Source organism: Streptomyces sp. NPDC050732, assembly GCF_040654255.1.
In the GTDB taxonomy this organism is placed as follows: Bacteria; Actinomycetota; Actinomycetes; order Streptomycetales; family Streptomycetaceae; genus Streptomyces.
This window is the reverse complement of sequence record NZ_JBFAHP010000032.1, coordinates 1-18,617: the sequence shown is the minus strand read 5'-3', so window position 1 is coordinate 18,617 and position 18,617 is coordinate 1. Positions and strand designations below refer to the sequence as shown.

General features: G+C 71.6%; 19 protein-coding genes. 11 read left to right on the top strand and 8 right to left on the bottom strand.

The annotated features are described in order from the left end of the window. Positions 1-2 precede the first annotated feature (2 nt). Positions 3-662 carry a response regulator transcription factor gene (locus AB0H82_RS26630; RefSeq protein ID WP_362996916.1) on the top strand — a complete coding sequence of 220 codons (660 nt, stop codon included), beginning with the start codon at positions 3-5 and terminating at the stop codon, positions 660-662. Between the two features lie 63 nt (positions 663-725). Then, positions 726-2,174, top strand: a complete 1,449-nt coding sequence (locus AB0H82_RS26625) for a penicillin-binding transpeptidase domain-containing protein (protein WP_362996914.1) — start codon at positions 726-728, stop codon at positions 2,172-2,174. Between the two features lie 59 nt (positions 2,175-2,233). Here the strand turns inward: AB0H82_RS26625 and AB0H82_RS26620 are convergent, their stop codons facing one another. The 5 genes from AB0H82_RS26620 to AB0H82_RS26600 all read right to left on the bottom strand — a co-directional run bounded on the left by AB0H82_RS26620 (position 2,234) and on the right by AB0H82_RS26600 (position 5,766). After that, positions 2,234-3,013 carry a hypothetical protein gene (locus AB0H82_RS26620; RefSeq protein ID WP_362996912.1) on the bottom strand — a complete coding sequence of 260 codons (780 nt, stop codon included), beginning with the start codon at positions 3,011-3,013 and terminating at the stop codon, positions 2,234-2,236. After that, a complete protein-coding gene (locus AB0H82_RS26615; RefSeq protein ID WP_362996910.1) occupies positions 3,010-3,354 on the bottom strand; it encodes a PadR family transcriptional regulator in 345 nt (114 codons plus the stop codon). The genes AB0H82_RS26620 and AB0H82_RS26615 overlap by 4 nt, the downstream gene beginning before the upstream one ends. Before the next feature lie 14 nt (positions 3,355-3,368). Next, on the bottom strand, positions 3,369-4,112 hold the full coding sequence (locus tag AB0H82_RS26610) for a CPBP family intramembrane glutamic endopeptidase (RefSeq protein WP_362996908.1): 744 nt from the start codon (positions 4,110-4,112) through the stop codon (positions 3,369-3,371). Between the two features lie 134 nt (positions 4,113-4,246). Further along, positions 4,247-5,038 carry an HAD family acid phosphatase gene (locus tag AB0H82_RS26605; RefSeq protein WP_362996906.1) on the bottom strand — a complete coding sequence of 264 codons (792 nt, stop codon included), beginning with the start codon at positions 5,036-5,038 and terminating at the stop codon, positions 4,247-4,249. A 113-nt stretch (positions 5,039-5,151) separates the two neighbouring features. Continuing rightward, complete coding sequence (locus AB0H82_RS26600) at positions 5,152-5,766, bottom strand: TIGR03086 family metal-binding protein (protein ID WP_362996904.1); 615 nt, start codon at positions 5,764-5,766, stop codon at positions 5,152-5,154. A 132-nt stretch (positions 5,767-5,898) separates the two neighbouring features. Between AB0H82_RS26600 and AB0H82_RS26595 the strand changes: the two genes are divergently transcribed. Beyond that, positions 5,899-7,119 (top strand): MFS transporter, encoded by a 1,221-nt coding sequence (locus AB0H82_RS26595; protein WP_362996902.1) that lies wholly within the window; start codon positions 5,899-5,901, stop codon positions 7,117-7,119. Here the strand turns inward: AB0H82_RS26595 and AB0H82_RS26590 are convergent. The 3 genes from AB0H82_RS26590 to AB0H82_RS26580 all read right to left on the bottom strand — a co-directional run bounded on the left by AB0H82_RS26590 (position 7,094) and on the right by AB0H82_RS26580 (position 10,661). Continuing rightward, entirely contained in the window at positions 7,094-8,440 is a 1,347-nt protein-coding gene (locus AB0H82_RS26590) for a S28 family serine protease (protein ID WP_362996900.1), read from the bottom strand. The two genes, AB0H82_RS26595 and AB0H82_RS26590, sit on opposite strands and share 26 nt — an antisense overlap. 80 nt (positions 8,441-8,520) lie before the next feature. Beyond that, entirely contained in the window at positions 8,521-9,699 is a 1,179-nt protein-coding gene (locus AB0H82_RS26585) for a hypothetical protein (RefSeq protein ID WP_362996898.1), read from the bottom strand. Further along, positions 9,696-10,661, bottom strand: coding sequence for a 5-dehydro-4-deoxyglucarate dehydratase (locus AB0H82_RS26580; RefSeq protein ID WP_362996896.1), 966 nt, complete (start codon positions 10,659-10,661; stop codon positions 9,696-9,698). Before AB0H82_RS26580 ends, AB0H82_RS26585 begins: the two co-directional genes overlap by 4 nt. A 220-nt stretch (positions 10,662-10,881) precedes the next feature. Between AB0H82_RS26580 and AB0H82_RS26575 the strand changes: the two genes are divergently transcribed. From AB0H82_RS26575 to AB0H82_RS26540, 8 genes are all read left to right on the top strand, one after another. After that, complete coding sequence (locus AB0H82_RS26575; protein WP_362996894.1) at positions 10,882-11,691, top strand: NAD(P)-dependent oxidoreductase; 810 nt, start codon at positions 10,882-10,884, stop codon at positions 11,689-11,691. Between the two features lie 216 nt (positions 11,692-11,907). Then, positions 11,908-12,678: a DeoR/GlpR family DNA-binding transcription regulator gene (locus AB0H82_RS26570; RefSeq protein WP_362996892.1), complete on the top strand. Its 771-nt coding sequence runs from the start codon at positions 11,908-11,910 to the stop codon at positions 12,676-12,678. Between the two features lie 98 nt (positions 12,679-12,776). After that, positions 12,777-14,150: a sugar ABC transporter substrate-binding protein gene (locus tag AB0H82_RS26565; RefSeq protein ID WP_362996890.1), complete on the top strand. Its 1,374-nt coding sequence runs from the start codon at positions 12,777-12,779 to the stop codon at positions 14,148-14,150. Then, positions 14,147-15,100: a sugar ABC transporter permease gene (locus AB0H82_RS26560; RefSeq protein ID WP_362996888.1), complete on the top strand. Its 954-nt coding sequence runs from the start codon at positions 14,147-14,149 to the stop codon at positions 15,098-15,100. The genes AB0H82_RS26565 and AB0H82_RS26560 overlap by 4 nt, the downstream gene beginning before the upstream one ends. Then, positions 15,100-15,966 carry a carbohydrate ABC transporter permease gene (locus tag AB0H82_RS26555; RefSeq protein WP_362996886.1) on the top strand — a complete coding sequence of 289 codons (867 nt, stop codon included), beginning with the start codon at positions 15,100-15,102 and terminating at the stop codon, positions 15,964-15,966. Before AB0H82_RS26560 ends, AB0H82_RS26555 begins: the two co-directional genes overlap by 1 nt. Positions 15,967-15,982: 16 nt before the next feature. Beyond that, positions 15,983-16,972: a zinc-dependent alcohol dehydrogenase family protein gene (locus AB0H82_RS26550; protein WP_362996884.1), complete on the top strand. Its 990-nt coding sequence runs from the start codon at positions 15,983-15,985 to the stop codon at positions 16,970-16,972. A 68-nt stretch (positions 16,973-17,040) separates the two neighbouring features. After that, positions 17,041-17,262 (top strand): hypothetical protein, encoded by a 222-nt coding sequence (locus tag AB0H82_RS26545; RefSeq protein WP_362996882.1) that lies wholly within the window; start codon positions 17,041-17,043, stop codon positions 17,260-17,262. A gap of 92 nt (positions 17,263-17,354) precedes the next feature. Beyond that, positions 17,355-18,617: TerD family protein (locus tag AB0H82_RS26540; protein WP_362997095.1), on the top strand; the 1,263-nt coding region annotated here is incomplete at its 3' end.

Genomic DNA, 18,617 nt, shown 5'->3' with positions numbered 1-18,617 from the left:
CCATGGCGGCGAACGACATCCGGGTCGTCCTCGCGGACGACGAGCGCATGGTGCGCACCGCCCTGCGCGCGATCCTCGCCGCCGAACCCGGCATCGAGGTGGTGGGCGAGGCGGCGACGGGCGCCGAGGCCGTCTCCGTCGTACGGGAGCTGAGGCCGGACGTGGTCCTGATGGACGTCCGCATGCCGGAGACCGACGGGATACGCGCGACCGAGCAGATCCTGCGGACGATGTCCGGGCCGCCGCGCGTCGTCGTCGTGACGACCTTCGAGAACGACGCGTACGTGTACGAGGCGCTGCGCGCCGGAGCCGCCGGGTTCCTCCTCAAGCGGGCGGACGCCGACGAGCTCGTCCAGGCGGTCCGGCTCGTGGCGCGCAGTGAATCGCTGCTCTTCCCCGCGGCCGTCCGTGCCCTGGCCGCCGAGTACGGCCGCGCCGAGCCCGCGCCGCCCGCCTGGGTGGCGCGGCTCACCGGCCGGGAGAGCGATGTGCTGCGGCTGATGGCGGCGGGCCTGACCAACGCGGAGATTGCCGGGCGGATGGGGGTGGGCGCGGCGACGGTGAAGACGCACGTGGCGTCGGTCCTCGCCAAGACGGGCACGCGGGACCGCACCCAGGCGGTGATCGCCGCGTACGAGGCGGGCTTCATGAAGGCTCGATGAGAAATCGGGCGCAAGCACGCCACAAGGGAACGAAACCCCTCCCTCCGCTCGTCCTCCCACGGGATGAACAAGACGATTAGGCACGCCTCGGTCTTCGCACTGCTGCTTGTGCTCGCCCTGCTGGTCCGGGCGACATGGGTGCAGTTCCACGAATCGAAGGCGCTCGCGGACGACAAGCACAACCGGCGCAAAGCGATAGAGCAGTACGCGGCCCCGCTGGGCGACATCATCGTGGGCGGTGAGGCCATCACCGGCTCCGAGCGGACGACAGGGGGAGACCTCGCGTACAAGCGGACCTACAAGAACGGCGACCTCTACGCACCCGTCACGGGCTACAGCTCCCAGGTCTACGGCGCCACCCAGCTCGAAGGCATCTACCAGGACCTGCTCGACGGCACCGACAACCGTCTGAAGAACCCCCTCGACACGCTCACCAGGAAGCGGGCCGACCCCGGCGACGTCGTCACGACGATCGACCCGGCGGTCCAGAAGGCCGGGTACAAGGCGCTGGGCGACACGAAGGGCGCGGCGGTCGCCGTGGACCCCAAGACCGGCAAGATCCTCGGCATGGTCTCGACCCCGTCGTACGACCCGTCGAGGATCAGCGGTGCCACGGACTCGAAGGCGTGGCGGGAGCTGACCACCGACAAGGAGAAGCCGATGGTCAACCGCGCGATGCGGCAGCCGCTGCCGCCCGGCTCGACGTTCAAGCTGGTCGTGGCGGCGGCAGCGCTTGAGGACGGCCTCTACGACTCGGTGGACGCGACGACGAGCAGCCCGAATCCGTACACGCTGCCCGGGACGCGCACCGTCCTCAAGAACGAGAACCGGTCGGCCCCCTGCGAGAACGCCGACATCCGCACGGCGCTCCAGTACTCCTGCAACAACGTCTTCGCGAAGATGGCCGTCGACCTGGGCCAGGACAAGGTGAAGGCGATGGCGGAGAAGATGGGCTTCAACGCCGACAAGCTGGACGTGCCGGTGCGCGCGGCGAAGAGCGTCTACCCGTCCGGCATGGACAAGGCGCAGACGGCGCTCAGCGGCATCGGCCAGTTCGACGTGACGGCGACCCCGCTGCAGATGTCGATGGTGTCGGCCGCCATCGCCAACGGCGGCGTGCTCGCGAAGCCGCACATGGTCTCGCAGATCAGTGACTCCGACGGCAACATTCTGGAGAAGTACGACGACGGCGACTCCCAGCGCGTCATGGACGAGTCCACCGCGGAGGGCCTGCAGTCCGCGATGCGGACCGTCGTCGAGAAGGGCACCGGCACGAACGCGCGGATCAGCGGCGCGGTCGTGGGCGGCAAGACGGGCACGGCCCAGCACGGCGAGAACAACAGCAAGACTCCGTACGCCTGGTTCACGTCGTACGCCAAGGGCAGCGACGGCAAGGAGGTGGCGGTCGCGGTGATGATCGAGTCGTCGAGCGCGGCCCGCGACGAGGTCAGCGGCAACGGCCTGGCGGCCCCCATCGCCAAGGCGATGATGGCGGCGGCGCTCAAGGGCTGACGGCGGGCGACGGGCGGCCGGGGGGACGAAAAGCCCCCCCCGGGGGGCGCGGGCGTGTCCTACCCCCGGCGCCCCCGCCACCTCGACACTCCCCACGCCAGTGCCACGACCGCCGCCGCGCCCGTCAGGAGGCCCGCAGCGAAGCCCGCGCCGGACGCCGCGTCGTTCTCGTCGGCCGCCACCGCCGCGCCCGCGACCGCCACGGCCGCGGCGAGGACGGCCAGCAGGGCGTAGAACTTGCGGCTGAAGAACCGGGAGCGGGCCGGGGCCGGCGGGGTGGACGTGAGACGGGCCGCGGGGCCGATGCTCGCGGCCTTGGGGCGCTTGTACCAGGCGTAGACGATCCACTCGCCGCACAGCTCCCAGCCGTCGGGGGCGAGCCGCTCGTCCAGGTCCTCGCGGCCGCGCGTGACCAGCTCGCGCCGGTACTCCCAGCGCTGCGGCTGCGCCACATCGCGGTGGCTGACGAAGCGGCCGAGGGCGTCGACCCGCTCGACCTCCCAGCCCTCGTCGCCGAAGCGGTTCAGGAGCTCCTCGTCGACGTACGTGTCGGCGGTCCAGCGCCAGGTCTCCACCCGCTCGTCCGGCGCCTGCGGTGCCCGCTCCCCCGTGGCGGGCACCAGCTGCGCGGCGAACTCCTCGACGGGCCCGAACTCGGCCTCCGCGTCCTCGGCCCCGGACTCCTCCAGGTGGGCGGCGAGGTCCGTGACGGTCGCCTCGACCCGGTCGGCGGGCAGGCCCTGCGCCCGCAGCCGCTCGGCGAGCTCGATGAGATAGCCGTCCTGCGCGTACCGCGCGTTCGTCGATTGCTGTGCGTGCTGTGGTTGCTGTGCTTTCATCGTGTCTCCACTCCGGCCTTCGCGAGGACTTCTCGTACGGATCCGTCGAAGGCGAGCCACAGCCCGCCCTGCTCGCCGAGGGTTTCCCGGCCGGCGTCGGTGAGCCGGTAGTAGCGGCGCCCCGGCCCCTTCTCGGCGGCGCGGAACTCCGCGGCGACGAGGCCCGCCTCCTCCAGGCGGTTCAGCACCGGGTAGAGCGTGCCGCCCTTGATCTGGCCGAAGCCGGCGGCACCGAGCATCTTGGCGATCTCGTAGCCGTAGCTCTCGCCGTCGGTGAGACCGGCGAGCACGAGGAGGTCGAGTACGCCTTTGAACCAGCTGGCGCGGCGGTCGGTCGTCACTGCGGGTCTGCCTTTCAGGCGGCGGTCGCGGTGTGCAGCTTCTCCGGCGCGGGGAGCGTCAGATCGCGTACGGACAGGATGACGTGCACGGCGACGGGAAGCAGCAGACTGCCCGTGGCGAAGTAGAGACCGGTGAACACCGCGCCGAAGAGGGCGAAGGCGAGGACGCCCCGACGGCCCTGGTAGAAGCCGGCGAGCGCGTAGACGAGGACGGACAGGGCCGCGGCCGCGTAGAGGTCGAGGCCGAGTGCTCCGACGCCGAAGGCGATGAGCAGGCCGCGGTAGACCAGTTCGGCGCAGACGCCGTCGGACACGGCGACGGCGATCGCGAGCCTGCGCTCCACGGGGGTGCGGGGCAGCATCGCCTCGATGGCGGAGAGCCCCGGCACGTTCCTGCCGCGCTCGGCGAGGTCGCGGAAGTGCCGTCCGGAGGCGACCGCGGCCGCGCCGGTGAGGAGGATCGCGGCGACGGCGTAGGCGGGCCGCTCGGGCAGCGCGAGGCCGAGGTCGGCGGCGGCGGTGCCGGGCGAGAGGAGCAGGGCCGCGACGGCGAGGGCGGCCAACGCCCACCACAGGGCGAGCACGAGGCCGTAGTAGCGGACGAGGGCGCGGGGCTCGGTGTCCCTGCGCCGGGCCAGCGACGCGTACATGCGGCGTCCTGCCCAGGCCTCGCCGAACAGCAGATAGGCGGCGAGCGCGGCCGCGACGGCGGTGGACGGTGCCGAGAAGTCCGGCGCGAAGTCCGTGGTGATGGTCATGGGATCCCCGTTCCCGAGGGGGTTGTGCGGGCGTACACGCGCACGCCGCACAACCCCTGTGCGTCTGAGCTACCTAGACCGTATGGCGATCTAGTCAGTAATGCAACCTATCTCGGGACGCTTACCGTCCGGCTCTAGCCGACGTAGTACGTCGGGTTCGGGAGCTTGTACGTCTTGTCGGCGTAGCCGCCTTCGAGGTCGCTCACCTGGTCGCCGAAGCTGCCGACGATGTTGTAGCCGGTCGACTCGATGTATTTGCGCGTGCCTTCCTTGAACTGGACGGTGGTGCAGTTCCAGGCGGCGGGCGTCGCGCAGTCCTTCAGGTAGGCGGGCGGGTTCGCCTTGTCCTTGGTGAAGACGTGCGCGCGGTCGAGCTCCGTGTCGTACCCGGCACCGGCGAGGTTGGTCACGGCGCCCTCGCGCAGCGACTCGGCGAGGCCGGTGAGGAAGAAGACCTCGACGCCCTTGCTCTTGGCGTACTTCACGAGTTGCGGCATGCCGAAGACGGCGGGGCGCTTGGCCTCCTTGACGTAGGCGTACCAACTGTCGTTGTCGTAGGTGTAGTTGGTCGACTTCTCGTAGTCGAAGCTGAGCAGCGCCGTGTCGTCGACGTCGAGGACGATCGCCGGCTTCTTGCCGTGCCGGGCGTGGTGCGCGGCCTTCCTGATGTCCTTCTTCGCCTTGGCCTGGATGCGGGCCAGGTCCTTGGCGTACGGGCTGTCGGGCGAGGACCGCCACACGCCGTCCGCCCCCTTCGCCGCGCCGTAGTAGGCGTCGATCTCGCCGACGAGGAGGCCTATGTTGTGGGGCTCCGCGGTGGCCCGCGGTGCGGCCTGGTCGGCACCGGCGGCACCGGCGGTGTAGAGGGCGGCACCGGCGACGGTGCAGGCGGTGGCCAGGCCGGCCACGCGTAGGGATTTCCGCATGTGTTGCGTCTCCGCATCAGGGTTCGGGCAGGTCAAGGACTGTCTACGCGCATCGACCCGGATGTGGGGAGACCGTGGGACGACCCTTTACCTGATCCATACCTGCACCGCGCTCAGCTCTGCCCCCGTCCATCCCCCTGCTCCCGCCCGCGCCAGCCGGGGTCGCGGCCGCTCAGGCCGATGACCCGGTCCAGGAGAGGCGCGTCGTCCGGCACCGGTACCGCCGCCCCGAACAGACCTCCCCCGTCCCCGTCCTCCTCCCCGGTCGGCGTGAGCAGCGCCTTCGCGGCCTCCAGGCTCGCCTCGTCGGGGGCGTACTCCTGGCCGGTCGCGCGGGCCAGGTCCCAGCCGTGCACGACGAGTTCGTCGAGGGCGACGAGCCCCGCGACCTCGCCCGGCAGGTCGACGCCGCCCGCACGGGTCATGCCCTGCCGGGCCGCCGGGTCGCGCCAGGCGTCGGCGAGGGCGTCGAGCGCCTTCGGCAGCTCGTCGCGCCAGCCCGGCCCGATGTCCGGCACGACGCTCCCCGGGTCCTGGTCGAGGCCGGGCCCGAACTCCTTGCGCGCGGCCTGTGCGAAGGCCGAGGAGAGGCCGAGCACATGACCCAGCAGATGGCGCACCGCGTACTCGGGACAGGGCGTGGGCGCCGCGAGCCGGTCGTCCGTGACGCGGCCGGCGATCCGTGCCACGAGGCGGGCCTGCGGGCCCAGGTCGGGGATGGCGGTCATGGGGTCCTCCTGAGGGGGCGCTTTCGGTACGTCTCCCCTTGTGGACTCCGCGCACGACCCGAACTCATCGCGGCCCGATAAGGCAAGCTCCCGATACCGGCGCGGGGACCTCAGGAACCAGCATCACCAGGCATGACATCGACGATCGGGCGTGTCCTGCGGGACCGCGACGCGGGTCTCTACCTGGGTGCCGTGGTGGTCTCGGGCTTCGGGAGCTCCGCGCTGTGGCTGGCCTCGGGGATCTGGGTGAAGGAGCTCACCGGGTCCGACGGGCTCGCCGCGCTCTGCCAGTTGGTGCTCTGGGCGCCCACCCTCGTCGGCCCGCTGCTCGGCACGCTCGCCGACCGCACCCGCCGCAGACCGCTCCTCGTGGCCGCCAACCTCGCGCTCGGCGCGCTGCTCCTGTCCCTGTTCACCGTCGACAGCGCGGGACGGCTGTGGATCCTCTTCGCCGTCCTCGTGGTGTACGGGGCGTGCGGCGTCGTCACCGACGCGGCGGAGGCCGCCCTGGTCGCGACGGCCGTCGACAAGGACCTGCTGGGCGACTTCAACGGCCTTCGGATGTCCGCGAACGAAGGCATGAAGCTGGTGGCGCCGCTCGCGGGGGCGGGCCTGTTCGCCGCGTACGGGGGCGCGCGGGTCGCCGCGCTGGACGCGGTGACATTCGTCCTGGCCGCGGGGATGTTCGCGCTGCTGCGGGTGCGGGAGGGCGTACCGGTGCCCGACCCCACGCCCCTGCGGGCGCGGACCGCGGAGGGGGCGCGGTACCTGTGGCGCCACGAGCGGCTGCGCCCCCTCGTCGTAGCCGCCGGACTGACGATGCTGAGCTCGGGGATCAGCGGCGCGCTGGTCTACGCGGTCGTCGACGGACTCGGCCGCTCCCCCTCCTACTCCGGGGTGCTGTACGTCGCGCAGGGCGTCGGTTCCGTCGCGGTGGGCGTGGCGTCGGGGGCGCTGATGCGGCGGTTCGGGGCGCGGCGGTTCGGCGGTGCGGGCATCGCCCTGACCGGGGTCGCCGCCGCGCTGACCGCGCTGCCGAGCGATGCCGCGGTCCTCGCCGGCAGCCTCACGAACGGCGTCGGCCTGCCCTGCGCGCTGATCGCGGGCCTGACGGCGGTGCAGCGCGAGACGCCCGACGCACTCGTCGGCAGGGTGGCGGCCACCGCCAACACCCTGATGTTCACCCCGACCGCCCTCGGCATCGCGGCGGGCGCGGCTCTCGTGGAGAGCGTCGACTTCCGCGTGCTCCTCCCGGCCCTCGCGGGGGCACGGCTGCTGATCGCCGCGCCCCTGCTGAGGTGCCAGGGGCCGGTGTCCGGAGGGCGGATTACTTCACGTCGGCCCAGCGCTTGATGGTCTTGACGGCCTCGGTCTGCTCGGGCTCGGGGAGTTTGGCTATCGAGGCGCCGTGGTTGGCGCCGGGGACCACGTAGCGGTGGGAGTCGTGGCGGCTGGGGGTGAACTTCTCGGCGCTCCACGGGTCGTTCTCACCGTAGATGAACATCATGCGTTGGCCCCGGTTCTTCACCCAGCGGTCGACGTCGGCGATGGTGCTGTTGTTGTACGTGCCGCGCATCGCGGCGGGGAGCACCGAGTTCGGCTGGTAGATGTCGGGGTAGTTGCGGACGCCCTTGAGGTGCTTGAATCTCAGGTCGGCCCAGCCGAGTTGGGTGGCGGCCTGGCGGTAGTAGGGGCCCGAGCCGTTGGTGCCGAGGGACTCGTCCTGGTACACGCTGAAGCCGTGCTTCTTCGACCAGTCGTAGAGCTCGTCGTCGGTGACCTTCTTCGCGTCGGGCACGGTCGGGCAGTCGGCCGCGGTGCCGGACTGCCAGAAGTTCCACACCTGGTCGAGGACCGCGAACTCGTAGGCGCGGTCGGTGGTGCCGAGGGTCTCCTCGAAGGTGTCGCCGTTGGCCTTCGCGTCCGCCTCGAACTTGGGGAGCAGCGCGTCGCGGCGTACGAGCATCTCGCGCTGCACGGCGTTCAGCGCGGCCCGGCACTCCTTGGTCCCCACCGTCTTGAAGAAGCGTTCGTAGCCGGTGTCGTCGCGGTTGTTCGCGTCGTTGGGCGCGACGAACGCGACGACGGCGTCGAGGTCGCCGGGGTAGAAGCGCTCGTGGTACGTCGCGGTCATGCCGCCCTTGCTGGCGCCGGTGCCCAGCCACTTGCCCTTCTCGACGGTGCGCAGGGCGCGGGTGAGGCGGTGCTCGTCGGCGGCCTCCTGCTGGACGGTCATCTTGGACCAGTCGTCGCCCGCGGGGCCCTTGGGCCGCGACTCGGCGAAGTAGCGGTGCTCCACGGCGAGCTGGTTGGCGTCGATCAGCCGGGTGAGGGAGGCGGTGCCGCCGGGGAGGGTGTAGCCGCTGGTGTAGAGGACGGTCGGCTTGTCCGTGGCCTTGTGCCAGAGCGTGGCGCGCTGCGTGAAGGTGGCGCCGTGGGGCTTGCGGTGATCGACGGGCTGTTTGTACGTGAGCGTGTAGAGGGGGTGGCCCTCCTTGTCCGCTACGGAGACCACCGTCATGCCCGGTATTCGCTCCAGGCGTTCGCGGAGGTCGGACGGCGTGCCGCTGTCGGCGGCCGGCGTGCTCGCGGCGGCGGGTGTCGCGCCGCCGAGCACCGCGGCACCCGCCATCAGTCCGGCACAGACCAGCGCGGATATCCCCTTGTGGCGCACCTTGTCCCCCTCTGTCCCCGGGTCCGGGGTCTGCCCCTGGTGTAGGAGCGACGGTTGTGGTGCGCGGATCGTACCGGCGTTCACTCCCTGTGCGACAGGGCTGTCGCGACGTGCGCGAGGTCTGCGTCGGATGCCAATCCGGCGTGGTAGAGCCGCAGTTCGGTGGCGCCCAGGCCGGCGGCGCGTGCCGCGTCGGCGGCGAGGGTGGCGGGGCTGCCGCCCATGCCGCTCACCACGGTGAGGTTGGCGGCGAGGACCGCTCCGGTCCGGCCCTGCGCGGCGAACGGCTCAAGGAGGCGGGCGTCGCCCGTGCAGGGCACGACCACGCCGTCGGCCACGGAGAGGATGTGCGCCGGGTCGACGCCCGCGTTCGCACCGCAGTGGTACGTCACCGGGTCGGCGTGGAGCAGCACCTGGAAACCGGGGGGTGCCGCGGCGCGGACGGCGTCGACGGCGGCCTCCTGGAAGGTGCGGGCGGTTTTCTCGCGCCACGCGCGCGTGGCCGCCGCCCGGTCGGCGCCGATGAGCTTCTCGACGCCCGCCCAGCCCTCGTCCTGGCCCTCGTCGCCACCGCGCCACACAGGCTCCAGGGCGCGGCGGACGACGACCGCGAGCTCGTCGGGGTCGAGGCCCTGTCCGGCGTACCCCTCACGGCAGGAGGCGCAGAAGCAGAGCGACATCAGGTACTGCCCGGCCTCGCCCGGCGTGACGCCGGCGATCTTGTCGTGGGCGTGCAGGTGCGCGAGGCCGTACCAGCCGCAGGACTCCAGTTCGGTGCCGCGCGTCCCCGTGCCGGGGCGTACGGCGGCTTCGGCGGCGAGGTCGGTCAGGTACGCGCGCGTGGCGGGCTGCGCGATGCAGGGCGCCCAGGGATAGCGGTCTCCGTAGGCGTTGACCACCGAGGTCGCCGGGTGGTCGTCGCCCAGGCGGGAGTTGTGGGCGAGGACGACCCAGCTGTGCACGTCGAGCCCGGCGTCGGTCAGGGCCCGGGCCGCTTCTCCGTAGGCATCGCCCGGCGCCCACTCCCCGGCGGCGTACGGGCGCGGCTCACGGCCCTGCCAGTGGTCGCCCGGCGGGTAGAGCACGGCGGCGTGCGCGGCCGTGACGACGCGGTGGCGCGGGTGGCGCGGGGTCAGCGCGCGCGTGGAGTGGTAGGCGGCGGCCAGGGTGACCTGACGGACGCCGAGGGCGGCGAGGCGGGCGGGCGCGTCGGGGTCGCCGACGACGTCCCAGGGGTAGAGGAACGCGGCGGCCTTCACGCGCCCGCTCCGGGGTGCGCACTGCCGATCAGTTCCCGCCCGCGTTCGACGAGTTCGGCGAGCCGCTTGACGTGTTCACCGGCCGGTTCGTGCAGCGGCGGCCGCACGGGGCCCACGTCCAGGCCGCCGAGCCGGACGCCCGCCTTGACGAGGGAGACGGCATAGCCGCGGCCGAGGGAACGCAGCTCCACGAAGGGACGGTAGAAGCCGTCGACGAGGCGGTCGACGGTGGCGTCCCCCTCCGGCGTGCCGGCGTTGAACGCGCGGTGGAAGGCGAGCGCGATGTCGGGCGCGAAGCAGAAGACCGCCGAGGAGTAGAGGGTCACGCCGATGCCGCGGTAGGCGAGGGCGGTCAGCTCGGCGGTCGGCAGGCCGTTGAAGTACAGGAAGTCGCCCGGCGCCGCGGCGCGCACGGCGCTGACGGTGCGCTGCATCAGGTCCATGTCGCCGAGGCCGTCCTTGAAACCGATGACGCCGTCCGTGCGCGCGAGTTCGACGACCGTCCCGGGGGTGAGGACGGCGTTGTCGCGCTGGTAGACGATGACGTCCAGGGAGGTGGCGGCGGCCAGTTCGGTGTAGTGCCTGATCAGTCCCTCCTGCTCGGCGACGACGAGGTAGGGCGGCATGGCGAGCAGCCCGTCGGCGCCCGCCTCCTCGGCCAGGCGCGCGTACCGCACGGCGAGCGCGGTGCCGTATCCGGCGCCCGCGACCACCGGCACCCGGCCCGCCGCCTCGTCGACCGCGGCGGCGACGCACTCCTGGAACTCCTCGGGCGTCAGGGCGTGGAACTCGCCCGTGCCGCAGCAGGCGAACACCGCGGCCGCGCCCGCCTCGATGCCGCCGCGCACATGGGCGCGGAAGGTGTCCGGGTCGAGCGCGCCGTCCGGCCCGTACGCGGTGACCGGGAAGAACAGCGGCCCGCTGGGGACGCGGAGTCGGGAAGCGAGGGGGGCTGACGTCACGGGCTCTCCCTTGGCGTGCATGTTTCTGATTGGCGTCCATATTTCTGAACACGGCCACGCTAAGGCGCCCTCTCGCGCCCGGTCAAGCCGGTGAACTCCCCGCCCGGGAACGGATTCAGCCCCTCCGCGGGCCCCTTGACGCGGCACGTCCGAGATCCTTAGCTTGTCCACGAATGTGAATCCTGTACGTGCATACATACGCCCGCCCGAGGAGACCCGCATGCCCGCTCCCCGCACCGTCCTGCTCACCGGCGCCGCCGGCGGCCTCGGCACGCTGATGCGCGGACTCCTGCCCGCGTACGGCTACGACCTGCGCCTGCTCGACGTGCGCCCGGTCCCGGACGAGCCGGACGCCGTCACCGCCGACCTCGCCGACAGGGACGCGCTGCGCGAGGCCGTGCGCGGTGTCGACGCGGTCCTCCACCTCGCGGGCATCTCCCTGGAGTCCACCTTCGACAAGATCCTCAAGGCCAACATCGAAGGGACGTACAACCTCTACGAGGCGGCCCGCGAGGAGGGCGTCCGGCGGATCGTCTCCGCCTCCTCCAACCACGCGGTGGGCTTCACCCCGCGCCCCCGGGGCGACGACCCGCTGATCCCCGTCGACACCCCGCGCCGCCCCGACACCTTCTACGGCCTCTCGAAGTCCTTCGGCGAGGACCTCGCCCAGTTCTACTGGGACAAGCACAGTGTCGAGACCGTCTCGGTCCGCATCGGGTCATGCTTCCCGGAGCCGTCGAGCGTGCGGATGCTGTCGGTCTGGATGAGCCCCGACGACGGGGCGCGGCTCTTCCACGCGGCCCTCACCGCCGACGACGTGCGGCACACGGTGGTCTACGGCTCGTCCGCCAACACCCGCATCTGGTGGGACCTCTCGTCGGCGCGGGCGCTCGGCTACGAACCGCGGGACGACTCCGAGCGATACGCGGAGAAGCTGATCGCCGAGCAGGGCGAACTGGACCCGGCGAACCCGGACCACGCGCACCTGGGCGGCCACTTCTGCACGAACCCGCCGGTCTGGCCGTACTGACCGTGCCACCCGCCCGACCGGGCACCGAACGGGCGGCCCCGACCCCGGAAACGGGCACGCCCGCGCCCCGCCGCACAGGCCGTCGCCCCGCCAAGCGGGCACATACGGGCAACATCGTGCCCGCTGCGCCCCTGGTCGCCCCCATGCCCGCGCTGTAGAACTTCCCCACAGGGCCCGAACGGGCACCGTGAGACCCAGGGGAAGCAGGTGGCGCCGATGACCGCGGAAGAACGTCAGCGGCGGATCGTCAGCGCGGCCCGCAACGCCGGCTCCGTCGACGTGACGGCGCTCGCCGACGAGCTCGGCGTCGCCAAGGAGACCGTCCGCCGCGACCTGCGGGCCCTGGAGGACCACGGCCTGGTCCGCCGCACCCACGGCGGCGCCTACCCCGTGGAGAGCGCGGGCTTCGAGACCACCCTCGCCTTCCGCACGACCATGCACGTCCCGGAGAAGCGGCGCGTCGCGGCCGCCGCGGCCGAACTGCTCGGCGACGCCGAGACCGTCTTCGTCGACGAGGGCTTCACCCCCCAGCTGACCGCCGAGGCGCTGCCGGAGGCCGCGGCGGGCCGCCCGCTGACCGTCGTGACCGCCTCCCTGGCCACCGCGGGCGCCCTCGCCGAGGCGGAGAACGTCACCGTCCTGCTGCTCGGCGGCCGGGTGCGCCCCGGCACCCTCGCCACCGTCGACCACTGGACGACCCGCATGCTGGCCGGGTTCGTCATCGACCTGGCGTACATCGGTGCCAACGGCATCTCCCGCGAACACGGCCTCACGACGCCCGACCCCGCGGTCAGCGAGGTGAAGGCGCAGGCCATCAGGGCGTCGCGGCGCACGGTGTTCCTGGGCGTGCACACCAAGTTCGGGGCGACGAGCTTCTGCCGGTTCGCCGGGATCGGCGACCTCGACACGATCGTCACGAGCAGCCGCCTGCCCGCCTCCGAAGCGCACCGGTACTCCCTCCTGGGGCCGCAGGTCCTCCGCGTCTGACGCCCTTCCCCACTCCACTTTTGCGGTCGGTGCGGGCCTCCGCACACCCTGCGGCACCCCAATCACCCCGATATGACCCTCTACGTCCAGGAGCACTCATGCGAACCCCGAGCCGACGGAGGCCGAGGCCGCGCGCGCTCGCCGCGGCCGCCGCAGGGGCGCTGCTCGCCCCGCTGGTCGCCGGCTGCTGGGCCGGTGCCGGCGGGGCCGGTTCAGGCGGCGACTCCATCAACGTCCTCATGGTGAACAACCCGCAGATGGTGGAGTTGCGCAGGCTCACCGCCGACCACTTCACCAAGGAGACCGGCATCAAGGTGAACTTCACCGTCCTGCCGGAGAACGACGTCCGCGACAAGATCAGCCAGGACTTCGCCAACCAGGCGGGCCAGTACGACGTCGCGACGCTCAGCAACTACGAGATACCGATCTACGCCAGGAACGGCTGGCTGCACGAGGTCGGTTCGTACGCGCGCAAGGACCAGGCGTACGACGAGAAGGACATCCTGCCGCCCATGCGCCAGTCGCTCACCGGCGACGACGGCAAGCTCTACGGACAGCCCTTCTACGGCGAGTCGTCCTTCCTGATGTACCGCAAGGACGTCTTCAAGAAGGCAGGCCTCACCATGCCCGGCCACCCCACCTGGCAGCAGGTGGCGGACCTCGCCGCCCGCGTGGACGGCGAGGAACCCGGGATGAAGGGCATCTGCCTGCGCGGACTGCCCGGCTGGGGCGAGGTGATGGCGCCGCTGACGACCGTGGTGAACACCTTCGGAGGCACCTGGTTCGACAAGGACTGGAAGGCCCGCCTGGACTCCCCCGAGTTCGAAAAGGCAACCCGCTTCTACGTAGACCTCGTTCGGGAGCACGGCCAGTCAGGCGCCGCACAGTCCGGCTACGCCGAGTGCCTCAACAACCTCACCCAGGGCAAGACCGCCATGTGGTACGACGCGACGGCCGCGGCGGGCTCCCTGGAGTCCGCCAAGTCCCCGGTCAAGGGCAAGATCGGCTACGTACCCGCACCGGTGGCACGGACGAAGAGCTCCGGCTGGCTGTACACGTGGGCCTGGGGCATGCAAAAGGCCTCGCACAACCCGGACAAGGCCTGGAAGTTCATCTCCTGGGCGTCGGGCAAGGAGTACGAGAGGCTCGTCGGCGAGAAGACCGGCTGGTCGAACGTCCCCGCGGGCAAGCGCGCCTCCACCTACGCGAACCCCGCCTACCGCAAGGAAGCCGCCGCCTTCCAGGACGTCACCCGCGCCGCCATCGAGGGCGCGCGGCCCCGCGACCCCGGCGTGCAGCCCCGCCCCGCGCCCGGCATCCAGTTCGTCGGCATCCCCGAGTTCACCGACCTCGGCACCAAGGTCTCCCAGGAAATCAGCGCGGCCATCGCCGGACGCCAGTCCGTCGACGCGGCCCTGGACAAGTCCCAGGACCTCGCCGAGAAGATCTCCGAGGAGTACGAGGGACGATGACCGCCACCGCGAGCACCACCACCCCCGTGAGGCACGCGCGCGTGCCCGCCGCGAAGCCACCGGGAACCGGACGGCTGCGCGCCTGGGCCACCAGGGCGCCCCTGCTGCCCGCCCTCATCTTCATGATCGCCGTGACCCAGCTGCCCTTCGTGGCCACCCTGGTGATCTCCTTCTTCGACTGGAACGCCCTCTACCCGGACGCCCGCAGCTTCACCGGACTCGCCAACTACACCGAGGTCCTCACCGACCCCGACTTGCGCAAGTCCGTCCTGACCACCGTCCTCCTGACGGCATCCGTCGTCCTCGTGAGCCTGGTCGCCGGACTCGCGCTCGCGCTGCTCCTGAACCGGAGGTTCAAGGGGCGCGGGCTCGTCCGCACCCTCCTCATCGCGCCGTTCCTGCTCGTCCCCGTGGCCGCCGCGCTGCTGTGGAAGCACGTGCTCTACAACCCCGAGTACGGCCTCTTCAACGGCCTGCTGCACTGGGTCGGCGGGGACTCCGCGGCGCAGCCCGACTGGATCTCCAACACCCCGCTCCTCGCCATCGAGGCCTCCCTGGTGTGGCAGTGGACGCCCTTCATGATGCTGATCCTGCTCGCGGGACTGCAGAGCCGCGACCCCGAACTGATCGAGGCGGCCCGCATGGACGGCGCGAGCAACTGGCAGGTCTTCCGCCATCTGACGCTGCCGCACCTGCGCCGCTACCTCGAACTGGGCGCACTCCTCGGCTCGATCTACATCGTGCAGAACTTCGACGCCGTCTTCACCATCACCTCGGGCGGCCTCGGCACGGCGAACCTGCCCTACACCGTCTACCAGAGCTTCTACCAGGCCCACGAGAACGGCCTGGCCTCCGCGGCGGGCGTGCTCGTCGTCATCGGCTCGCTCGTCATCGCGACCTTCGCCCTGCGCGTCGTCTCGTCCCTGTTCCGTGAGGAGGCGGCCCGCTGATGAGCGCCGTACGCACACCGAACACCGTACGCACCAAGGGAGCCAAAGGGGCCAAGGGAGCCGGCCTGGGGCTCGCCGCCTGGCTCGCCGGGATCCTGTTCTTCCTGCCCATCGCCTGGATGGCGCTGACCTCCTTCCACTCGGAGGAGGACGCCGCGACCAACCCGCCGTCGCTCGCCGCCTCGCTCACCCTCGACGGCTACCGGGAGTTCTTCGGCTCCGGCGGCGGCGCCAGCCCCTGGCCCTCGCTCGTCAACTCGACGGTGGCGTCGGTCGTCTCGACCCTGTGCGTGCTCGTCCTCGCCCTCCCGGCCGCGTACGCCCTGTCCATCAGGCCCGTGAAGAAGTGGACGGACGTGCTCTTCTTCTTCCTGTCCACGAAGATGCTGCCGGTCGTGGCGGGCCTCCTGCCGATCTACCTCTTCGCCAAGAACACCGGCCTCCTGGACAACATCTGGCTGCTCGTCCTCCTCTACACCTCGATGAACCTGCCGATCGCGGTGTGGATGATGCAGTCGTTCCTCGCCGAGGTGCCGAAACCGGTCATCGAGGCCGCGCAGATCGACGGGGCACGGCTGCCGACGATCCTCACGCGCGTGGTGGCGCCCATCGCGCTCCCCGGCATCGCCGCGACCTCCCTGATCTGCTTCATCTTCAGCTGGAACGAACTCCTCTTCGCGCGGGTGCTCACCGGCGTCGTCGCCCAGACCGCGCCCGTCTTCCTGACCGGCTTCATCACCAGCCAGGGCCTGTTCCTGGCGAAGGTGTGCGCCGCGTCGCTCGTGATCTCCCTGCCGGTGCTCGCCGCGGGGTTCGCCGCCCAGGACAAGCTGGTCCAGGGCCTGTCGTTGGGAGCCGTCAAATGAACCAGGGAGCCGTCAAGTGAAGGCCGCCATCATCGAGTCCGTCGGCAAGGCCGTCGTCGGGGAGCTGCCCGACCCCGCCCCCGGCCCCCGCGACGTCGTCGTCGAAGTCGCGGCGTGCGGCCTGTGCGGCACCGACCTGCACATCCTCCAGGGCGAGTTCGCGCCGACCCTGCCGGTCGTGCCGGGCCACGAGTTCGCCGGGGAGGTCGTCGCGCTCGGCGCTGACGTCCGCACGCTCGCCGTCGGCGACCGGGTCGCCGTCGACCCCTCGCTGCACTGCCACGAGTGCCGCTACTGCCGCGACGGCCGGGGCAACCTCTGCGAGCGGTGGGCGGCGATCGGCGTGACCACCGCGGGCGGCGCCGCCCAGTACGCAGTGGCGCCCGCCGCCAACTGCGTACGCCTCCCCGACCATGTGCGTACCCAGGACGCCGCCCTCATCGAACCGCTGTCGTGCGCCGTGCGCGGCTACGACGTGCTGCGGGCGCGGCTCGGCTCGCACGTGCTGATCTACGGCTCCGGGACGATGGGCCTGATGATGCTGGAGCTCGCCAAGCGCACCGGCGCGGCGAGCGTCGACGTCGTGGACCTGAACGCGGACCGGCTCGCCACCGCGCGGCGCCTCGGCGTCTCCGGTTCGGCGGCGAACGCGGACGACCTGGACCGCCCGCAGGGCTGGGACGTCGTCATCGACGCGACGGGCAACGCCGCCGCGATCCAGGACGGCCTCGAACGGGTCGCCAAGGCGGGCACGTTCCTCCAGTTCGGCGTCGCCGACTACGCCACGCGCGTGAACATCGACCCGTACCGGATCTACAACCAGGAGATCACCATCACCGGTTCGATGGCGGTCCTGCACAGCTACGAGCGGGCCGCCGAACTCTTCGCGGGCGGCGTGCTCGACCCCGACGTGTTCATCAGCGACCGGCTGCCGCTGGCGGAGTACCCGCAGGCACTCGACCGGTTCGCCGCCGGGAAGGGCCGGAAGATCGTCGTGGTGCCGTGATGGGGATGCCGTGACGGTGGTGCCGTAATTCGGTACCGGCGCGGCATGGCCGGACGTACGCTCCGGCCATGCCGAGACCTCATGGATTCACCTACGAACAGCGCGCCGACGGCACGCTCGTGATCACCCACGGCGGACGTGCCGCCGGGACACTCCGCGGCGCCCGCGCCGAACAGTTCCTCGCCGAGATCGCGAGTGGCGACCCGCAGCTGGTGATGGCCCGCTGGACCGGCAACTACAAGCGCGGCAACGAGCGCGCCGCCCGCGCCCATCCGCGCAACCGCGCCTGAGCCCCACCGCGAACCGGACCGGACCGGGAAAATCACTTTCCGGGTAAGGGAACGGTAAAGCGGGATCGTTCGTTACCCCTGGCATGACAGCTATGACCCCCGGCTCGAACATCCCCCTGACCGCCGCCCGCGTGGCGGTGGACGTCGCCGCTCCGGTGCGGCTCGACGTATCGGGCCTGCTGCTCACCGCCGACGGCAAGGTGCGCTCCGACGACGACTTCATCTTCTTCAACCAGCCCTCCGGACCCGGCGTGACCTACCAGTCGGGCGGCGGCACGACCCCCGACAAGGTCATCGTCGACACGGCCGCCGTGCCGCCCGGCATCGAGAAGGTCGTCGTGACCGCGAGCCCGGACGCGGCGGGCCAGACCTTCCAGGGCATCGAGCCCACCGCCACGATCCGCAACGCCGACGACGGCTCGGTCCTCGCCACCTTCACGCCGCCGCAGCTCGGCTCCGAGACGGCCCTGGTGATCGTCGAGATCTACCTGCGCAACGGCGCCTGGAAGGCCCGCGCGGTCGGCCAGGGGTACTCCAACGGCCTCGCGGGCATCGCGACGGACTTCGGCGTCTCGGTGGAGGAGCCCGCCCCGGCCCCTGCCGCGCCCGCCGCCGCCCCCGCGGCTCCGGCCGCTCCGATGGCGCCCCCGGTGGGTCAGCCGGTGCAGGGCCCGCCCCCGCCGGCCGCCGCCCCGGCCGCGCCCGCCGCCCCCGCGCCCGGCGCCGGGAAGATCAACCTGGACAAGGGCCGCGTCAGCCTCCAGAAGAACCAGACGGTGTCCCTGGTCAAGGGCGGCAAGCCGCTGCTCTCGCAGGTCAAGATGGGTCTCGGCTGGGAGCCGGCGTTCCGCGGCAAGGACATCGACCTGGACGCCTCCGTCATCGCGTACGGCCCGCAGCGCAACCACGTCGACAGCTGCTACTTCGGCAAGCTCTCGATCGTGAACGGCGCGATCAAGCACTCCGGCGACAACCTCACGGGCGAGGGCGGCGGTGACGACGAGGTGATCGTCGTGGACCTCGGCCGCCTCCCGCAGGACGTCACGGGCCTGGTCTTCACGGTGAACTCGTTCTCCGGCCAGAAGTTCACGGAGGTCGCCAAGGCCTACTGCCGCCTGATCGACGCGGCGACCGGCGAGGAGCTGGTCCGCTTCGACCTGACCAACGCCGAGGCGCAGACCGGCGTCATGATGGCGAAGCTGATCAAGCAGTTCACCGGCGAGTGGGAAATGACCGGAATGGGGCAGTTCGTCAAGTCCCGGACGGTGCGCGGCATGGTGCAGGAAGTGAGCCCGAGCCCGCCGTTCAGGCCTCCGCACCACGCTCGGCCGGGCTCTGTGTACCGCACTCAAGTG